This is a genomic window from Rhodopirellula sp. JB055, assembly GCF_043100905.1.
Lineage (GTDB): Bacteria > Planctomycetota > Planctomycetia > Pirellulales > Pirellulaceae > Rhodopirellula.
On record NZ_JBICHO010000048.1, the window covers coordinates 1 to 3,067 of the forward strand.

Sequence of the window (3,067 nt, forward strand, 5' to 3'; positions counted from 1 at the left end):
TGTTCCATGTGTTTCGGATGGCGGTGGTGATGTCGCTGACCGGTTTGGCATTGTCGGTCGCCACTCCCCTGACACCCCAGCATTCCGTGTTGTTGATGGGCGGTCTCAGCATCGCGTACAGCACGCTTGGAGGAATCGAAGCCGTCATTTGGACGGACACCATTCAAACGGTGGTGCTGCTAGGAGGAGCTTTCCTGGCAATCCTGTTGATGCTGTCCGCCACCGACGGAGGATTCACAGGAAGTTGGTCACACGCCGTCGAAGCAGACAAATTACGAATGGCCAATTTCCACCTCAGCCCGACTCACGCGCAACTTGCATTGTGGGTGATCGTGTTCGGTGCGATCGGTCAAAACCTGTCTTCTTACACGGCCGACCAAGCCGTTGTCCAACGCTACATGACCACCGCGACGCGGACCCTGGCGGCTCGTTCGATTTGGACCAATGCCGTTCTCACCGTCCCCGCGACGTTGCTGTTCTTTGGGATCGGAACGGCGTTGCACGGTTTCTACCATTCACACCCCGATCGACTTTCACCCGCGATCACGACCGACCAAGTCTTCCCGCTATTCATCGCTCGGGAAATGCCCATCGGGCTGGCGGGCCTGATCGTCGCCGGAGTTTTCGCGGCGGCCCAGTCGACTGTATCGACCAGCATGAATTCGACCGCGACAGCTTTGGTGACAGACTTCGTCCGACCTCTCAACCTGTGTCGCACCGAACGCGGTTACCTGGTCACGGCTCGCACACTGACTTTCCTCACCGGATCGCTGGGAACACTGTTCGGGTTGGTCTTTGTCGATCCCAGCATCAAGTCATTGTTTGACACGTTCATTGTCGTGATTGGCTTGTTCATGGGAGTCCTAGGCGGGCTGTTCATTCTTGGCGGACTGACGACGCGAGCCAATTCGGTGGGCGCGACGGTCGGTGCCATCTTCGGCGCTGCGATGATGTTCGTTCTTTGGCGCTACACCACGGTCAACGGTTACCTCTACACGACGTGCGGAATCCTGAGCTGCTTTGGTTCGGGTTACTTGGCCAGTCTGCTGACTTCACGTCCCAGCGACTCGCTCGCCGGATTGACGATCCATACGCTGAGTGACACGGAGAATTGATCAGTGAACTCCAAACGACGCCGAGAATTGATTGATGTGTATCGAGACGGGCTGCTCCACGACACGCTCCCGTTTTGGTTGCAGCACGGCGTCGATCGGGAACACGGCGGTTTCTTCACCTCGCTGAATCGGGACGGCACTGTGATCGACACCGACAAAGGTGTCTGGCAACAGGGCCGCTGCACTTGGTTGTTGGGTGAACTCTACAACAACGTTGAACCGCGCGAAGAATGGCTGCAACTCGCCATCCACGGGATGACGTTCTTGGACCGACATTGCTTTGATCCAACCGACGGCAGAATGTGGTTCCACGTCGCCCAGGACGGGCAGCCCATTCGCAAGCGGCGGTACGCGTACTCCGAGTGCTTCGCGGCGATTGCCTACGGCGAACTCGCCCTGGCCACCGGCGAAGCCTACTACCGCGACCGCGCCATTCAAACCTTCCGAAAGTTCGTCGACCACAACCTGAACAGCAAAGAGGCGGCCTCGAAGTTCACCGAGACGCGTCCCACTCGAGGAATGGGATTCCCGATGATGACCATCGCCACCGCCCAAGAACTCCGGCAATCCATTGGTTTGGAAGACGCCAACGACTGGATCGATCGAAGCATCGCCAGCATTCACGAATTTCATTTAAAACCGGACATCGAATGTGTGATGGAAACCGTCGGTGTCAACGGCGAGATCCTCGATCACTTCGACGGCCGCACGCTCAATCCTGGGCACGCCATCGAAGGTGCTTGGTTCATTCTGTTGGAAGGCCACCAACGCCAAGACCCATCGTTGATCGAAACGGGGTGCCAGATGCTGGATTGGATGTGGCATCGTGGCTGGGATCCTGAACACGGCGGCATCCTCTACTTCGTCGACGTGCAGGGGCTGCCCGTTCAAGAGTACTGGCACGACATGAAATTCTGGTGGCCGCAGAACGAAACCATCCTGGCGACCTTGCTCGCGCATTTGCTGACCGGCGATGACAAGTACGCCAATTGGCACCGGCAGGCTCACGACTGGGCGTACTCCCATTTCCCTGACGCTCAGCACGGCGAATGGTTCGGATACTTGCGCCGCGATGGCACGATCAGCAGCGAACTGAAAGGAAACCTATGGAAGGGCCCTTTCCACCTGCCACGAATGCAATACCTCGCCTGGAAGTGGCTGGAGAAGGACTTCGACTGATGCCCCCTCAAACCGCGATTCGGACCCGGTTGCGGTATTCACGTGGCGTCATCTTTCGGTGCTGCTGAAACCGCCGATTGAAGTTGGAAAGGTTCTGGTAACCGGATTGCTGGCTGATCGACAGAATCGAGTCATCGGTGTCTGTCAACAATCGACACGCGAACCCAATCCGCAACTCGTTGATGTACGCCGACACTGTTCGTCCGGTGGACTGCTTGAAGAACCGACTGAAGGCAGAAGCGTTCATGTCAGCGAGCTCCGCCAGATCGCTGTGCGTCAGATCGGGATCCGTGAGATGATGGGTGATGTGGTCACAGATAAGCTGAATGCGAGTCTCCACTTCTTCGTTGTAGCTCGCACGATAGAGATGGGACGCCAGCGGTTCTGCAACGGAACAGTTCGCAAGCTGATCGAGGATTGAGAGCAGCGTCACGAGTCGACTCGCACCGCCAAGGTGTTCCAATTCAATCAACTGTTCGCCGATCGGCTGAGCCATGTCGGCAGGAAACCATAACCCGCGGCTGGCCCGCTGAAGCAACTGATGGACTTCCACCATCTCATTGAGCCGAAAGAAACCGGGCCCCAAAAAATCCGGATGAAATTGCAGCACCATCGCGGAGTGCAAATCGTAGACTTGGCCCCGATACTCATCCGAAGCCCACGTGTGTGGCAACTCCGAACCGAGCAGCACGAGATCATGATCGGTGTAGCTACCGAGGTGATCGCCGACCATCCGAGAACCAACCCCGGAGGGAATGTAGGTCAACTCAACT

Annotated in this window: 2 protein-coding genes and 1 pseudogene; 2 read left to right on the forward strand and 1 reads right to left on the reverse strand. The window is 57.2% G+C overall.

The window, feature by feature from the left end; all coding sequences use genetic code 11:
- A pseudogene (locus ACF8AM_RS01805) lies at nt 1–1,115 on the forward strand (sodium:solute symporter); the annotation flags it as partial.
- 3 nt (nt 1,116–1,118) lie between these two features.
- On the forward strand, nt 1,119–2,294 hold the full coding sequence (locus ACF8AM_RS01810; protein ID WP_392553993.1) for an AGE family epimerase/isomerase: 1,176 nt from the start codon (nt 1,119–1,121) through the stop codon (nt 2,292–2,294).
- A 7-nt stretch (nt 2,295–2,301) separates the two neighbouring features.
- Here the strand turns inward: ACF8AM_RS01810 and ACF8AM_RS01815 are convergent.
- On the reverse strand, nt 2,302–3,067 hold a 766-nt coding region (locus ACF8AM_RS01815), incomplete at its 5' end, for an AraC family transcriptional regulator (RefSeq protein WP_392553994.1).